This window comes from Enterobacter sp. T1-1 (assembly GCF_000710795.1).
Lineage (GTDB): Bacteria > Pseudomonadota > Gammaproteobacteria > Enterobacterales > Enterobacteriaceae > Enterobacter > Enterobacter cloacae.
This window is the reverse complement of the sequence record NZ_JALW01000027.1, coordinates 20,480-34,907: the sequence shown is the minus strand read 5'-3', so window position 1 is coordinate 34,907 and position 14,428 is coordinate 20,480. Positions and strand designations below refer to the sequence as shown.

15 protein-coding genes are annotated in these 14,428 nt (G+C 59.3%); 4 read left to right on the top strand and 11 right to left on the bottom strand.

Features of this window, described 5'->3' with window-relative positions; genetic code table 11:
* Nucleotides 1-994, top strand: a 994-nt coding sequence (agp, locus tag AK59_RS0111020) for a bifunctional glucose-1-phosphatase/inositol phosphatase (protein WP_029882767.1), incomplete at its 5' end; no start/stop codon positions are given.
* 32 nt (nucleotides 995-1,026) lie between these two features.
* On the opposite strand, the gene AK59_RS0111015 is transcribed toward agp, so the two are convergent.
* Both AK59_RS0111015 and wrbA read right to left on the bottom strand, forming a co-directional pair.
* On the bottom strand, nucleotides 1,027-1,254 hold the full coding sequence (locus tag AK59_RS0111015; protein ID WP_008499832.1) for a YccJ family protein: 228 nt from the start codon (nucleotides 1,252-1,254) through the stop codon (nucleotides 1,027-1,029).
* Between the two features lie 18 nt (nucleotides 1,255-1,272).
* The gene (gene wrbA / locus AK59_RS0111010) at nucleotides 1,273-1,869 is read right to left on the bottom strand and encodes an NAD(P)H:quinone oxidoreductase (RefSeq protein WP_013097202.1); all 597 of its coding nucleotides are present in this window, start codon (nucleotides 1,867-1,869) and stop codon (nucleotides 1,273-1,275) included.
* 391 nt (nucleotides 1,870-2,260) lie between these two features.
* Here wrbA and AK59_RS0111005 point away from each other — a divergent pair, with 391 nt between their 5' ends.
* Together AK59_RS0111005 and AK59_RS0111000 are read left to right on the top strand one after the other, a co-directional pair.
* On the top strand, nucleotides 2,261-2,431 hold the full coding sequence (locus AK59_RS0111005; protein WP_013097201.1) for a general stress protein: 171 nt from the start codon (nucleotides 2,261-2,263) through the stop codon (nucleotides 2,429-2,431).
* Between the two features lie 120 nt (nucleotides 2,432-2,551).
* Nucleotides 2,552-3,445, top strand: coding sequence for a DMT family transporter (locus tag AK59_RS0111000; protein WP_029882766.1), 894 nt, complete (start codon nucleotides 2,552-2,554; stop codon nucleotides 3,443-3,445).
* A gap of 35 nt (nucleotides 3,446-3,480) precedes the next feature.
* Here the strand turns inward: AK59_RS0111000 and rutG are convergent, their stop codons facing one another.
* From rutG to rutA, 7 genes are read right to left on the bottom strand one after another with little or no spacing between them, the layout of a single operon-like run.
* Nucleotides 3,481-4,809: a pyrimidine utilization transport protein G gene (gene rutG, locus AK59_RS0110995; protein ID WP_013097199.1), complete on the bottom strand. Its 1,329-nt coding sequence runs from the start codon at nucleotides 4,807-4,809 to the stop codon at nucleotides 3,481-3,483.
* Between the two features lie 21 nt (nucleotides 4,810-4,830).
* Complete coding sequence (gene rutF / locus AK59_RS0110990; RefSeq protein ID WP_013097198.1) at nucleotides 4,831-5,325, bottom strand: NADH-dependent FMN reductase RutF; 495 nt, start codon at nucleotides 5,323-5,325, stop codon at nucleotides 4,831-4,833.
* A gap of 9 nt (nucleotides 5,326-5,334) precedes the next feature.
* On the bottom strand, nucleotides 5,335-5,925 hold the full coding sequence (locus AK59_RS0110985; protein ID WP_013097197.1) for a malonic semialdehyde reductase: 591 nt from the start codon (nucleotides 5,923-5,925) through the stop codon (nucleotides 5,335-5,337).
* A 9-nt stretch (nucleotides 5,926-5,934) separates the two neighbouring features.
* Nucleotides 5,935-6,735, bottom strand: a complete 801-nt coding sequence (gene rutD, locus AK59_RS0110980; RefSeq protein ID WP_029882765.1) for a pyrimidine utilization protein D — start codon at nucleotides 6,733-6,735, stop codon at nucleotides 5,935-5,937.
* 7 nt (nucleotides 6,736-6,742) lie between these two features.
* Nucleotides 6,743-7,129, bottom strand: a complete 387-nt coding sequence (gene rutC, locus AK59_RS0110975; RefSeq protein ID WP_029882764.1) for a pyrimidine utilization protein C — start codon at nucleotides 7,127-7,129, stop codon at nucleotides 6,743-6,745.
* 11 nt (nucleotides 7,130-7,140) lie between these two features.
* Nucleotides 7,141-7,830, bottom strand: a complete 690-nt coding sequence (gene rutB / locus AK59_RS0110970; protein WP_013097194.1) for a pyrimidine utilization protein B — start codon at nucleotides 7,828-7,830, stop codon at nucleotides 7,141-7,143.
* The gene (rutA, locus tag AK59_RS0110965) at nucleotides 7,830-8,921 is read right to left on the bottom strand and encodes a pyrimidine utilization protein A (RefSeq protein WP_029882763.1); all 1,092 of its coding nucleotides are present in this window, start codon (nucleotides 8,919-8,921) and stop codon (nucleotides 7,830-7,832) included. Before rutA ends, rutB begins: the two co-directional genes overlap by 1 nt.
* Nucleotides 8,922-9,163: 242 nt before the next feature.
* Here rutA and rutR point away from each other — a divergent pair, with 242 nt between their 5' ends.
* A complete protein-coding gene (gene rutR / locus AK59_RS0110960) occupies nucleotides 9,164-9,802 on the top strand; it encodes an HTH-type transcriptional regulator RutR (protein WP_013097192.1) in 639 nt (212 codons plus the stop codon).
* A 68-nt stretch (nucleotides 9,803-9,870) separates the two neighbouring features.
* On the opposite strand, the gene AK59_RS0110955 is transcribed toward rutR, so the two are convergent.
* Both AK59_RS0110955 and putA read right to left on the bottom strand, forming a co-directional pair.
* Entirely contained in the window at nucleotides 9,871-10,260 is a 390-nt protein-coding gene (locus AK59_RS0110955) for a lysozyme inhibitor LprI family protein (protein WP_029882762.1), read from the bottom strand.
* Between the two features lie 101 nt (nucleotides 10,261-10,361).
* Nucleotides 10,362-14,324: a trifunctional transcriptional regulator/proline dehydrogenase/L-glutamate gamma-semialdehyde dehydrogenase gene (gene putA, locus AK59_RS0110950; RefSeq protein WP_029882761.1), complete on the bottom strand. Its 3,963-nt coding sequence runs from the start codon at nucleotides 14,322-14,324 to the stop codon at nucleotides 10,362-10,364.
* Nucleotides 14,325-14,428: the final 104 nt, after the last annotated feature.

The following is a 14,428-nucleotide window of genomic DNA, read 5'->3' as shown; positions in this document are numbered from 1 at the left end:
GCACTACATGCGCGAGTGGCTGGCCCAGCAGGGGATGGTGAAGACGGGAGAATGTCCACCGGCGGAGAGCGTTTATGCTTACGCCAACAGCCTGCAGCGCACCGTCGCCACCGCGCAGTTCTTCATTACCGGCGCGTTCCCGGGGTGCGATGTTCCTGTGCATCATCAGGACAAAATGGGCACCATGGACCCAACCTTTAATCCGGTAATTACCGATAACTCGCCGGAATTCCGCGAAAAAGCGCTCAAGGCGATGGAGTCCGAGCGGCAGAAAATGCAGCTTGGCGAAAGCTATAAGCTGCTGGAGCAGATGACGAACTACGCCGATTCGCCGTCATGCAAAGAGAAAAAAGTCTGTTCACTGGCAGACGCGAAAGACACCTTCAGCGCCGACTACGAAAAAGAACCGGGCGTTTCCGGGCCGCTGAAAGTGGGCAACTCGCTGGTGGATGCGTTCACGCTGCAGTATTACGAAGGCTTCCCGGCCGACCAGGTGGCCTGGGGAGAGATTAAAACCGACCAGCAGTGGCGCGTATTGTCGAAGCTGAAAAACGGATATCAGGACTCGCTGTTTACCTCAACCGAGGTGGCGCAAAACGTCGCCAAACCGCTGGTGAAGTATATCGATAACGCCCTGGTGACCGATCAGGCAAAAGCGCCGAAAATCACCCTGCTGGTGGGGCATGACTCCAACATTGCCTCTCTGCTGACGGCGCTGGACTTCAAGCCGTACCAGCTGCATGACCAGCAGGAGCGCACCCCAATCGGCGGCAAAATTGTCTTCCAGCGCTGGCACGACAAAAACGCCAACCGCGAGCTGATGAAAATTGAGTATGTGTATCAGAGCTCAGAGCAACTGCGTAACGCCAGCGTGCTGTCGCTGCAGTCTCCGGCGCAGCGCGTGACGCTGGAACTGAAGGGATGTCCGGTGGATGCGAACGGTTTTTGCCCGATCGATAAATTTAATACGGTGATGAACGACGCGGCGAAATAAGATAATCCCCCCGCTGCGGCGGGGGGAAACGCTCAGACGTTTTTACGTTCGATGGTTTGCTCACCCCAGAAGAGCGAGTCTTTGTCCGTTTTTTCGAAGGCGCGTACCAGCACTTCATCATTGCCTTCTTCCCAAATCTGCTCTGCCAGTTTTTCGTCGTATTTCGCGACTTCAAAAATGGCTTCGGCGATCTCCGGAGAGGTATTGCGTAAACTTGCCCATTCGCCCACGTGGTGAGCTTTGGATTCTTGAGTTGGCATGCTTGTCCTCCTGTTGAGTTAGCCGTTCAGTTTTTTGGCCAGACCCGCGACGTATTCACCCTGATAGCGGGCGATAGCGAGCTCTTCGTTGCTCGGCTGTCGGGATCCATCGCCACCGGCAATGGTGGTTGCACCGTAAGGTGTGCCGCCACGTACCTGAGAGACGTCAAACAGTTCCTGCGCGCCATAGCCAATCGGTACAATCACCATCCCATGATGAGCAAGGGTAGTCCAGGTTGAGGTAATCGTCTGTTCCTGGCCTCCGCCGGTCCCGGTGGAGCTAAACACGCTGGCGAGTTTGCCGTACAGCGCGCCAGAGGCCCACAGCCCGCCCGTCTGATCGAGGAAGGTGCGCATCTGGCCTGACATATTGCCAAAACGGGTGGGGGTGCCGAAGATAATGGCGTCGTAATCCGCCAGCTCCTGAGGCGTGGCGACCGGCGCATTCTGGGTTTTTCCTCCGGCTTTGGCGAACGCTTCTGCCTGCATGGTTTCCGGTACGCGTTTTACCACAACCTCCACGCCGTCCACTTTGTTTGCACCTTCTGCTACCGCGTGAGCCATGGTTTCAATGTGTCCATACATGGAATAATAGAGCACCAGAACTTTTGCCATTTTGCATCACTCCTCGTTTGTTTTTTCTGACAGCGAATCGCTGCGTTCATTTAAAGATATGACATCACAGCCAGACTGCAAAAATGAACGGCATTTCTTTGATTTATAACAATATGCTGACCATCGCGGCTTGTAGCAAAATGAAACATTTTTACCGCCGACGATTTTTGAAATGATAAGAAAGGCTTATGAATGACCGCCGCGTTTTCTCACCCAAAAGACTGAGATCTTGTTGCAGAATATTAACTACAGCTTGCCGGATACCCTCAGTCCACTAAGCTTAGTTTCACGCGGCACAGATAAAGGCGCTGTCCTTTAGCCGCGAGGTGAAAGAATCCTCTTTTACTGAATGCAATATGATGTCTAATGTTTCACATACTGGAGGTTAGAGATGGCAAACCATCGTGGTGGTTCAGGTAATTTCGCCGAAGATCGTGAAAGAGCATCAGAAGCAGGCCGTAAAGGTGGCCAGCATAGCGGGGGTAATTTTAAAAATGACCCTCAGCGCGCATCTGAGGCTGGCAAAAAAGGGGGTAAAAACAGCCATGGCGGCAATAAGTAAGTCGCCGGGTTGAAAGACCTCTGCCGCCGGGTTCTCCCGGCGGTTTTTTTATTTCTGTAACATTGAACTGCAATCAAAGGCATCGCACACTAGTCCCTTCATTCTACGTTCTGGTGCCTCATGTCTGTTTCTCGTTTTACCTTCTCCGTCAAACCTCAGGAAGCGATCCTCATTCTGATCACCATGTTCTGGGGCGGAACCTTTCTCGCCGTCCAGTATGCGGTCACCCTGAGCGATCCGTTCTTCTTTGTCGGCCTGCGCTTTGCGACGGCAGCGATTGCCGTGGGGTTGATCTCGTTGAAAACCCTGCGCGGGCTGACCCTGCAGGAGCTCAAGGCCGGGGTGGCGATTGGCGTGGCGATCGCCATGGGGTATAGCCTGCAGACGTGGGGGTTACAGTCAATCTCCAGCAGTAAATCGGCCTTTATCACCGCCATGTATGTGCCGCTGGTGCCGTTACTGCAATGGCTGTGTCTGGGACGCCTGCCGGGTGTGATGTCCTGCATTGGTATTGTGCTGGCGTTTATCGGCCTGATTTTGCTGGCCGGGCCGGAAAATAACCTGCTGGCACTGGGGCCGGGCGAGATCATTACCCTGGTGGGAGCCATTGCGATTGCCGCGGAAATTATCCTCATCAGCGCCTGGGCCGGGAAGGTCGATGTTAAGCGCGTCACGGTGGTACAGCTTGCCACGGCGTCGCTGGTGGCGTTCGCGACGATGGTTCCGGCAGGGGAGTCGGTTCCGCCGATGTCTGCCGGGCTGGTGGTGGTGGCGCTGGGGCTGGGTATTTTCAGCGCCATTATTCAGGTGACCATGAACTGGGCACAGCGCAGCGTGTCGCCGACGCGGGCGACGGTGATCTACACCGGGGAGCCGGTCTGGGCGGGGATTTTTGGACGCATTGCCGGAGAGCGCTTACCGCTGCTGGCGCTGGTCGGCGCGGCGTTTATCGTTGTTGGGGTGCTGGTGAGTGAGCTAAAGCTCAAAAAACGACGTAAGGCGATTGCCGGGTAAGCGCAGCGTCACCCGGCAAGAAAGGGAGACTTATATCAGGTGGAGGGGGTGATGGCTTCCCCTTGCGCTTCATCCCCTTTCCGGCGGCTCAGCAGGGCATTAAGCAGAATCGCCCCAAAGGTCGCCGTACCAATCCCGCCAACCGTAAATCCGCCCAGCGTCAGGGCAAAATCACCTGCACCCAGCACCAGCGTGACCGCCACCATAATCAGGTTACTGTTCTGGCTGAGATCGACGCGATGCTGTACCCAGATGCGCGCTCCCGCCACGGCAATCAAGCCGAACACCACAATTGATGCGCCGCCGATGACCGGCGAGGGAATGGTGTGGATCAGCGCACCAAATTTTGGTGAGAAGCCGAGCAGCATCGCCATGACCGCCGCCGCCACGAACACCAGCGTGGAGTAGACTTTCGTTACCGCCATCACGCCAATGTTCTCGGCGTAGGTGGTGACACCGCTGCCGCCCACCGATCCGGAGAGCATCGTCGCCAGGCCATCCCCGACAAACGCGCGCCCCATATACGGATCCATACTGCGCCCGGTCATGCCCGCCACGGCCTTCAGATGCCCTAAGTTCTCCGCCACCAGGATCACCGCGACAGGGGCGATAAGCATCATCGCCTGCGTGTTAAAGGTTGGCGACGTGATCTGCGGCAGACCGAACCAGGCAGCCTGATGGAGCAGGGTAAAGTCGACAGGCTTGCCGAAACCAAAGACATTGGCCAGCAGGGCGTAGATCAGACAGGCCACAATCAGCCCGACCAGAATCAGCAGACGCTGGACCATGCCGCGGGTGAATACCGCCACCAGACCGATACACAGCACGGTGATCACCGCCATCCAGCTCTCAAACGGCGAGCCGGAGACACTCTTCACGGCAATTGGCGCCAGGTTCAGGCCAATCGCCATCACCACCGCGCCGGTAACCACTGGCGGCATCATTCGCTCGATCCACCGGGTTCCGATCTTCATCACCACGACGCCAATCAGGGTATAGACCAGACCACAGGCGATAATGCCGCCGAGGGCGACGCTGAGGTTGGGGTTGATCCCCTGACCGTTAAACCCGGTGGTGGCGATGACCACGCCGACAAAGGCGGCGCTGGATCCCAGATAGCTGGGCACGCGCCCGCCGGTGACAAAAAAGAACAGCAGGGTGCCGATACCCGACATCAGAATGGAAAGATTGGGGTCAAGGCCCATCAGCATCGGCATCAGCACCGTTGCACCAAACATGGCGACCGCGTGCTGGACGCCCATCACCAGGGTTTGCCCGAGCGGGAGCCGTTCATCCGGCGCGACCACGCCAGGTTCTGTAGAGGTCGATTTCAACTGCCAGTGGGGAAATCCGAACATTGCCATGAGCTGCTTCCTTAAGAAGGGTTAACAGGCGGGTCGCATAAGCGCGTGGTAGCCGCGGTCAAACCACACCAGCCCCTGCGGGGCGGGATGGCGGATAATGGACACGATGTCGCAAAACAGAATGTCGTGGGTGCCGACGCTGACCACCTGGCTGATACGGCAATCAAACGAGGCCAGCGCCTCCTCCAGACGCGGGCAGCCCGTCTCGCCCGTCTGCCAGCGGGCAGCGGCGAAGCGATCTTCCATCGGCGTTTTGCCGCCAAACAGGTTGGAGAGTGGCTCCTGTCCGGCGCTCAGGGTGTTGACGCACAGGGTGCGGTTTTCGCTAAACGTCGGCCAGACGGACGCGCCGCGGTTAAGACACACCAATAGCGTCGGGGGCGAGTCGGTGACGCTGCATACGGCGCTGGCGGTGAAGCCCGCTCTGCCAGCAGGGCCGTCGGTGGTGATGATATTGACCGCCGCGCCCACACAGGCCATGGCATCGCGAAAGGTTTGTTTATCGGGTGTCGTCATGATGGCTCCTTACGCCAGCCCGCAGGCGTCTTCAAAGGCCAGGCGCGGCAGACGGCCGTAGAGTTTGCCCACATCGCCATAGCCGATATTGATCAGCAGATTGCTTTTCAGCAGCGTGCCGGTGAAAAAGGCTTCGTCGACTTTTTGCCGGTCAAAACCGGACATCGGGCCGGTGTCCAGCCCCAGGGCGCGACAGGCAAAGATGAGATAAGCGGCCTGCATGGAGCTGTTGCGAAAGGCGGTCTCTTCAGCGTGCGCGGGGCTGGTGGTAAACCAGCTCTTCGCATCCCCGTGCGGGAACAGTTCAGGCAGACGCTCATAAAATTCCGTGTCCCACGCCACAATCGCGGTGACCGGTGCGGTGAGGGTTTTCTCCAGGTTGCCGCTGGAAAGTGCGGGGCGCAGCTTCTCTTTACCCTCTGCGCTGCGCACAAACACAATGCGGGCCGGGGAACAGTTAGCGGAGGTAGGCCCCCATTTCATCAGGTCGTAGATCTCGCGCAGCGTCTCGTCGCTGACCGGTATGTCCAGCCAGCCGTTGTGGGTGCGTGCGCCGGTGAACAGTGAATCCAGCGCGGCAGAGGTAATGGCTTCGCTCATCGAAACTCCTTATAAAGCGGGTTCATGGCTGTGCAGCAGGCTGGCAAGCCCGTTCAGCAGCAGGGTATTAAACGTTTCCGGCTCGGTGACGTTGCAGGCATGGCCGCCCTGGCGCATCACCACGCTGTGGCTGTGCGGGAGCGCCGCCTGAAGCTCAGACGAGCAGACAGAGGGCACCAGCAGGTCATCGGCGGAACAGATAAGGTGTACCGGGCAGGCGATGCGGGCGGCATGGCGGCTAAAATCGGCCTTTTTCAGCGCGTTCAGCCTGCGCAGCAGATTGTTTTTGCCCTGAAAGTGCGCCAGCGCCAGTGCTTCTTCTGCCTCCAGACGCGGTGCGCGGGCGGCCATCCAGTTTGCCGGATAGAGAAACAGCGGCTGCGCCTCTACCCACGCCTGCGCGCCACCGGCATGCAGCAGCCGTTCGCGGATCTGAAAGCAGCGTCGGGTATGGGCATTCAGCGTCAGCCAGCCGTTGACGCACACCAGCGCTTTGAGCGCATCGGGGGTGTCGAGCGCCAGCTGCAGGCCGATCAGCGCCCCCAGCGCATGGCCGACCACACAGTAGCGGGTGATGCCGAACGCGGTCAGCGCCTGTGCCAGCTCACCGGCCATCTGCGCCAGGGTGTACTCTTCCGGCAGGGTGTCAGGGTTATTGCCGGTGCCACGCTGGTCGTAACTGACCACCTGATACTCCTGTTCCAGCGCGGCTAGCTGGGGTAACCAGTAGCTGCCGCCCCCGCCGAGTCCGGCAATCAGCACCACGACGGGCGCGCCGTCAAACGGGGGCGGTGAGACGGAGAGCTTCATGGCAGCCTCACTTTCCAATGTGCGCAACGGTGGCGATTTCAACCAGCGCGTCCGGCTTTACCAGCCCGCACTGAATGCAGAAGCGGGCCGGCTTATCGCCGGGGAAGAACTCCGCATAGATCTCGTTAATCGCGGCGTAGTTTTTCCAGTCGGTGATAAAGATGCTGTTGAACGTCACATCCTCCATCGTGCCACCTGCGGTTTCGATCACGGTCTTGATCGTCTCCAGCACGTGGCGCGTTTGCGCCTTTGGGTCGTTGATAAACACCACGTTGTTGTTTTTATCAAACGGCAGGGTGCCAGAGACGTACACCACGCCATCGGCGAGCGTGCCGGGGACAAACGGCGCAATCGGCGTGCTGGTGCCCGGTGGAATAATCACGGATTTCGGCATCGTATGTCTCCTCAGGCGATACGGGCGAGCGGCGGATTCAGGGCGTCGCAAAAATCGGCGACGTTACTGACCCAGCCAAAAAAGGTTTCGATATTGAACAGCGCCGCTTTCTGGGCAAATTCCGGCCCCGCCTGATGAGTGGCGTCTTCCAGTACCACGCCGAAATACTCGAGGAAGAAGCCGTCGCGCAGGGTCGACTCCACGCAGACATTGGTAGCAATGCCGGTAAAGACCAGATGACGAATGCCCCGGCTGCGCAGCAGGCTGTCGAGCGGCGTGTTGAAAAAGCCGCTGTAGCGCGGTTTGGGCAGCACGATATCGCCTGCTTCCGGCACCAGTTCATCCACCAGCTGATAATCCCAGCCACCTTTAGCCAGCAGCTTGCCCTGCAGTTCGGGCCGTTTGCGCATGGTTTTCAGGGCGTTCGATTTGTGAAAATTGGGCGAGCCGGGGCCACCGGCTTCCACGTATTGATCGTCCCAGCCGTTCTGAAACCAGATGATGAGCATCCCGGCGGCGCGTGCGGCGGCGACGGCGGTTTTGATGTTCTCAATCACCGGCCGGGTGGCGGAGACGTCAAACCCCGCCAGATCCAGATAACCGCCGGGGCTGGCGTAGGCGTTTTGCATATCCACCACAATCAGCGCGCTCTGCGGTGCAGAAAAGGTGATGGCTTCCGGACGGGCATTAAGGGTTGTCATTACGCCACCTCCTTGGTGATGGCGGTAATGTGGGCGCGGCACTGCATCAGCGGCTGAATGCGCTCGCCGAAGGTCTCCACACCGGTGAGGAAATCGTCGAAGGTCAGCAGAACGCCTTCCGCGCCGGGAACGGCGGCCACTTCGTCGAGCATTCTGGCAACGCTGGCATACGAGCCGACGAGCGTGCCCATGTTGATATTGACGGCAGAGGTCGGGTCGGCCATCTGGCGCACGTTGGTGTCCGCGCCGGAACGGGTATCTTTCTGGCTCTGTTCGGTGAGCCAGCTCAGGGCCTCGTCGTCGGCCCCGTCCTTATAACGCTCCCATTTGGCGCGCGCGGCCTCATCGGTTTCGTCGGCAATGACCATAAACAGCACGTAAGAGCCCACATCACGGCCGGTTTTGTCGGCGGCCTCTTTCATGCGTGCGGCGGTTGGGGCGAAGGCGGCGGGGGTGTTGACGCCTTTACCGAAACAGAAATTGAAGTCGGCGTATTTTGCCGAGAACGCCATTCCCGCGTCGCTCTGCCCGGCGCAGATCACCTTCATTGGCGCAGAAGGCTGCGGGCTGACGCGACAGTCATTCATGGTGAAGTAGTCACCTTTGAAATCGCTCTTGCCGGTACCCCACAGATCGCGCAGCACCTGCACGTATTCGGTAAGGTACTCATAGCGGCGCGAGAAGTACTCATCTCCCGGCCAGAGCCCCATCTGGTCGTACTCCGGCTTTTGCCAGCCGGTGACCAGATTGACGCCAAAGCGTCCCCCGGAGATGGAGTCGATAGTGGAGGCCATCCGCGCGACAATGGCTGGCGGCAGGGTGAGCGTGGCGGCGGTGGCGTAGATCTGAATCCGTGACGTCACCGCCGCCAGGCCCGCCATCAGGGTGAAGGATTCCAGATTGTGATCCCAGAATTCGGTTTTGCCGCCAAAGCCGCGCAGCTTGATCATCGAAAGTGCAAAGTCGAAATGGTAGTGCTCCGCTTTTTGCACGATGGCTTTGTTCAGCTCAAAGGTCGGCATGTATTGCGGAGCAGTGGTCGAGATAAGCCAGCCGTTGTTGCCAATGGGTACAAATACGCCAATTTTCATCACGAACCTCTCTTCACTACGTTGCAGGTGAACAGGGTTTTGCAAAGGGAGTGCCAGTTTTCAAAATGGCTTTGTTATTAATGTGTTAATCAATGGTTGATGAATTGAATGTGACAAAAGTGGACTAAATGGTCAAAAACATTGCACACAAAACAGGCATTCATGCGCGATGGGAGTGCAGAATGTCGTGGCGAGGCGGGGGTTTTGCTATGCTGTTGGCAACGCAGAATAAGGAGAGCGGGATGACACAAGGCGCAGTGAAAACAGCAGGTAAACGTTCGCAGGCGGTGAGCGCCAAAAAGCACGCCATCCTCAGTGCGGCGCTGGAGACCTTTTCACAGTTCGGCATTCACGGCACGCGCCTGGAACAGGTGGCGGAGCAGGCCGGGGTGTCCAAAACCAATCTGCTCTACTATTACCCGTCGAAAGAGGCGCTGTATGTGGCAGTAATGCAGCAGATCCTGGATATCTGGCTGGCGCCGCTAAAGGCCTTTCGTCAGGAGTTCGCCCCGCTGGTGGCGATCAAAGAGTACATCCGCCTGAAGCTGGAGGTGTCCCGTGATTATCCGCAGGCATCCCGGCTGTTCTGTCTGGAGATGCTGCAGGGCGCGCCGCTGCTGAAGGCAGAGCTGACGGGGGATTTAAAACAGCTGGTGGACGATAAATCCGCGATCATCGCCGGGTGGGTCGCCAGCGGCAAACTGGCACCTGTCGATCCGCAGCATCTGATCTTTATGATTTGGGCCGCCACCCAGCACTACGCTGACTTTGCGGCCCAGGTTGAAGCGGTAACCGGAAAGACGCTTCAGGACGAAGCGTTTTTCCAGAGCACCCTCGAAAACGTGCAGCGGATGATTATTGAAGGGATCCGCGTGCGCTAGTTTCCCTCACCCTAACCCTCTCCCACGGGGAGAGGGGACTGTTCTGTGCTGTCTTTTCTCCCTCGCCCCTATGGGGTGAGGGGACAGCTTAAGTTGCCCTCTTCACACTGCATCAGCGAGGCCAGAAACGCCTCGCGTTCCACGGTTTTCTCCGTCAGGCACTGACTAATGATCATAGGCTGCACGCTGCCTCCCTCGGTACCAGAACCGATAAAATTGCAATCCGCATCGCGCAGGGCGATCCACGCCTGCTGCGCCTTTTTCAGCAGGTCACGCTGTGGGGCCGCCGCACGCTTAATGGCGGACTGATAAGTCTGGTTGAGCTTTTTATCAGCGGCCTGGTACTGCTGCGCGCTACAGGTATTCAGTTCAAGCTGCGTAGTGGCGTTGTCGCACTCGTCGGCCAGCGCGCTGGCGCTCAGCAGCAGGGCGGCGCCTGCGAGAAATACTCTTTTCATCATCCCCTCCGTGTAAAAAAGCCGGATGCGCTGTGCTTATCCGGCCTAAGGTGAAGTTGTAGCCCCGGTTAGCGTAGCGTCACCGGGGAGAGTGTACACGATTACCCGATTGTCATCAGGCTGGCGTTACCGCCCGCTGCCGCGGTGTTGACGCTGAGCGAACGCTCCACGTACAGGCGCTCCAGCAGCAGGTTGGTTTCACCGCGGGCGAAGCCCTGCACCGAAACAATCGCCCCGCTGCGGGCCGCAACCTGCTCGCACAGTTCGCGCAGCTGATCGGAATCACCGTGGTAGATAACCGCGTCAAACGGCTGCGCAAGCAGGGCATCAGGCTTCGCAAAGTGAATGCGGGCAGAAACCGCTTTCGGCAGTTGCTTCGCCAGATCGCGGTGCAGACCGTCTTCCGGCCACAGCACTTCACAACCTGTTGCCATCGCGGCGGCCAGCTGAACCAGCGCATCCTGTTCGTTATCCGCCACGCACAGCACGCGTTCACGCGGCATCAGCGTCCAGGTGTTGCGTTCGCCGGTAGGACCCGGCAGCAGACGCTGCGTGCCAGCCTGCGCCAGCTCGCCGTACTGCTGTGCGACAGCGCGCAGCTCAGGACGTTTTTCCGCCCAGGTGATGAGTGCTTCCAGCGGCTGCGTCAGCACGGTTTTCAGCTGGACATCCACCGGATAGTCCGCGTCCAGGCGTGCCAGCGTCACGCCCAGCGCGCGCTCAGGACGGTTCGCCAGCAGACGGTACAGATAGAGCGGGCCACCCGCTTTAGGACCGGTGCCGGAGAGCCCCTCGCCGCCGAACGGCTGCACGCCCACGACCGCGCCAACCATGTTGCGGTTGACGTACAGGTTGCCCACTTTGGCGCTGCCGGTGACCTGGGCGATGGTTTCGTCGATACGGGTATGCACGCCGAGCGTCAGGCCATAGCCGGAGGCGTTGATCTGCTCAATCAATGCATTCAGGTTGTTACGGTTGTAACGCACCACGTGCAGGACCGGGCCGAAGACCTCTTTTTTCAGCTCGTCGAAGCTTGCCAGCTCGATAAGCGTAGGCGGCACAAAGGTGCCGGTCTGCCACTCGCGGGCATCTTCGCTGTTCTCGCGCACGGCCTGGAACACCGGACGGCCTTTGGCACGCATGGCCTGAATGTGGTTTTCAATATTCGCTTTGGCTTCGGCGTCGATCACCGGCCCGATATCGGTGGTGAGGCGGCCCGGGTTGCCCATGCGGCACTCGGCCATGGCACCACGCAGCATCTTCAGCGTGTGGTCGGCCACGTCGTCCTGCAGGCACAGCACGCGCAGGGCGGAGCAGCGCTGACCCGCGCTGTCAAAGGCGGAGGCCAGCACGTCTACCACTACCTGCTCGGTGAGCGCGGAGGAGTCGACAATCATGGCGTTCATGCCGCCGGTTTCCGCGATGAGCGGCGTTGGGCGGCCCTGGGCATCCAGACGGGTGGCGATGTTACGCTGCAGCAGGGAGGCCACTTCGGTCGAGCCGGTAAACATCACGCCGCGCACGCGGTTATCCGCAGTGAGCTTCGCACCCACTGTTTCACCCCGCCCAGGCAGCAGCTGCACCACGCCCGCCGGTACGCCCGCTTCCAGCAGGATGTTAATCCCCTGAGCGGCAATCAGCGGGGTTTGCTCCGCCGGTTTGGCCAGCACGCTGTTGCCTGCGGCAAGCGCGGCGGCAATCTGGCCGGTGAAGATCGCCAGCGGGAAGTTCCACGGGCTGATACAGACCACAGGACCAAGCGGGCGGTGCGTTTCGTTATCGAAATCATCGCGTACCTGGCCTGCGTAGTAGTGCAGGAAGTCGACGGCTTCACGGACTTCGGCGATGGCGTTGCTGAAGGTTTTCCCCGCTTCGCGCACCAGGATACCGATGAGCGACTGCATCTGATCTTCCATCAGCACCGCGGCGCGTTCCAGAATGGCGGCACGTTCTTGCGGCGGGGTGGCGAACCAGATTGGCGCGTTGTTTACCGCGCTTTCCAGCGCCTGCTCCACTTCCGCTTCCGTGGCTTCACGCACGTAGCCGACAATATCTTTTGGCTCTGCCGGGTTGATCACCGGCTGCATCTCGCCGTCTGCGACCGGCTGTTCCAGCATCGGTTTGGCCTGCCATTTCTGCAGCGCGCTGTTGAGCAGGGCAGAAGAGAGGGACGCCAGACGGTGTTCGTTGGCGAGATCCAGACCCGCCGAGTTGATGCGGCCTTTGCCGTACAGCTCGCGCGGCAGGGCAATCTTCGGATGCGGCAGACCAATCTGGCCTTCCTGAGCCGCCATTTTCTCAACGGCCTGCACCGGATCGGCAACCAGTTCGTCCAGCGGCAGGGTGGTATCGGCAATGCGGTTAACGAAGGAGGTGTTCGCCCCGTTCTCCAGCAGACGACGCACCAGGTACGCCAGCAGGGTTTCATGAGTACCGACCGGAGCATAAATACGGCACGGACGGTTCAGCTTGCCCTCTGCCACTTTACCGGTGACCTGCTCGTACAGCGGTTCACCCATGCCGTGCAGGCACTGGAATTCGTACTGGCCCGGATAGTAGTTCTGCCCGGCCAGGGTATAGATCGCCGCCAGGGTATGAGCATTGTGGGTAGCGAACTGCGGGTAGATCAGGTTTGGTACGCCGAGCAGTTTTTTCGCACAGGCGAGGTAAGAGACGTCGGTGTAAACCTTGCGGGTGTAAACCGGGTAGCCTTCCAGACCTTCCATCTGGGCGCGTTTGATCTCGCTGTCCCAGTAAGCGCCTTTTACCAGTCGGATCATCAGGCGACGACGGCTGCGGCTGGCCAGATCAATCAGGTAATCAATAACGAACGGGCAGCGTTTCTGGTAGGCCTGAATAACAAAGCCAATTCCGTTCCAGCCTGCCAGTTCCGGCTCAAAGCACAGTTTTTCCAGCAGATCGAGCGAGATCTCCAGACGGTCTGCCTCTTCGGCGTCGATGTTGATGCCAATGTCATACTGGCGCGCCAGCAGGGTCAGGGATTTCAGGCGCGGGTAGAGCTCTTCCATCACCCGGTCGTACTGCGCGCGGCTGTAGCGCGGGTGCAGGGCGGAGAGCTTGATTGAGATGCCCGGACCTTCATAAATACCGCGACCGTTGGACGCTTTACCGATGGCGTGGATCGCCTGCTGGTAAGAGACCATGTAGGCCTGCGCGTCGGCAGCGGTCAGGGCCGCTTCACCCAGCATGTCGTAAGAGTAGCGGAACCCTTTATCTTCCAGCTTGCGGGCGTTGGCCAGCGCTTCGGCGATGGTTTCACCGGTAACAAACTGCTCGCCCATCAGGCGCATCGCCATATCCACGCCTTTGCGGATCAGCGGCTCGCCGCTCTTGCCGATAATACGGTTCAGGGAGCGGGAGAGGTTCGCTTCGTTGTGGGTCGAGACCAGCTTGCCGGTAAAAAGCAGGCCCCAGGTGGCGGCATTAACGAACAGCGACGGGCTGCGGCCAATGTGTGACTGCCAGTTGCCGTTGCTGATTTTGTCGCGGATCAGCGCATCGCGGGTGGCTTTGTCAGGGATACGCAGCAGTGCTTCTGCCAGACACATCAGCGCCACGCCTTCCTGGGAGGAGAGAGAAAACTCCTGTAGCAGGCTCTGCACCATACCGGCACGGCCGCTGGCGGTTTTCTGGTTACGCAGTTTGTCGGCCAGCTGATACGCCAGGCTGTGCGCCTGCGCGGCGACGGCTTCAGGCAGGCGAGCCTGCTCCAGCAGCATTGGCACGGCGTCCGTTTCAGCACGGCGGTACGCACCGGTAATGGCGGCCCGGCTGACTGACTGCGGCAGGATCTGCTCCGCGAACTCCAGGAACGGCTGATGATTCTCGTCGCCAGCAACCGGCGCGTCTTCGCTCTCATTGGCGGCACCTGCCAGCAGGGCGGGCAGCTCGGGCAGACCTTCGTCGCTCTCAAGCCGTTCGAGATAGTTAAAAATTGCCTGCTTGATTAGCCAGTGCGGCGTGCGGTCAATGCGGGTTGCTGCGGTCTTAATCCGTTCGCGGGTTGCGTCATCCAGCTTAACCCCCATGGTGGTCATGCCCATGCCAAAACTCCTGTTGTTCTTTGATCGTGTTCGGTGGTTAGCCTGAAATATCCACCATGTTGCAACTTTGTGCAACCGTGTTAAATGTGACCCGGCTAGCAAGC